The organism is Kytococcus sp. HMSC28H12 (assembly GCF_001816045.1).
Lineage (GTDB): Bacteria > Actinomycetota > Actinomycetes > Actinomycetales > Dermatophilaceae > Kytococcus > Kytococcus schroeteri.
This window is the reverse complement of sequence record NZ_KV824475.1, coordinates 1-670: the sequence shown is the minus strand read 5'-3', so window position 1 is coordinate 670 and position 670 is coordinate 1. Positions and strand designations below refer to the sequence as shown.

Here is a 670-nt window from a genome sequence, read left to right as displayed (position 1 = left end):
AGGCCGGCGACCCCGCCCGGGCGGCACTCGCCCCGCCGCTGGCCGCGGAGATCCACGGGCTGCAGGTGCTGGCCGAGGGCGTGGAGGACGCCGCGCACAACACCACCCGGTTCGTGGTGCTCAGCCGCGAGGCCGTCGTGCCGCCGCGCGACGCCGGGCCGCTGGTGACCACGTTCGTGTTCACCGTGCGCAACCACCCGGCCGCCCTGTACAAGGCGCTGGGCGCCTTTGCCACCAGCGGCATCAACATGACCAAGCTGGAGAGCTACATGCTCGACGGGCGGTTCACGGCCACGATGTTCCTCGCCGAGGTGGACGGCCACCCCGAGGAGCCTGCCCTGGCCGGGGCGCTGGAGGAGCTGACCTTCTTCACCACCGACACGCGCGTGCTGGGCACCTACCCGGCGTCCCCCTGGCGGGACGGGAGGCACTGAGGCGGAGCGGTTCTGGCCCGGCCCGCGTCGAGGCGGGACCACTGGCCCACGAGGGCTCCCACACCGAGGGCGACGCAGGTGACCACCCACTCACCCGACCCCTCCGGGCGGACGATCCCCAGGGCGGCGGCCGCGGCGGCGGCATGCCTGGCCAGCGCCGTGTCACGGTCACCCCGGAGGGCGAGGCCGGCGAGGGCGCGAGGGGGGGTTGTCCACAGGGTGGGTGGTGGTCGGGC

1 protein-coding gene is annotated in these 670 nt (G+C 74.9%); it reads left to right on the top strand.

The features are described from left to right. On the top strand, window positions 1-434 hold a 434-nt coding region (locus HMPREF3099_RS06690), incomplete at its 5' end, for a prephenate dehydratase domain-containing protein (protein WP_305778349.1). Between the last annotated feature and the right edge of the window lie 236 nt (window positions 435-670).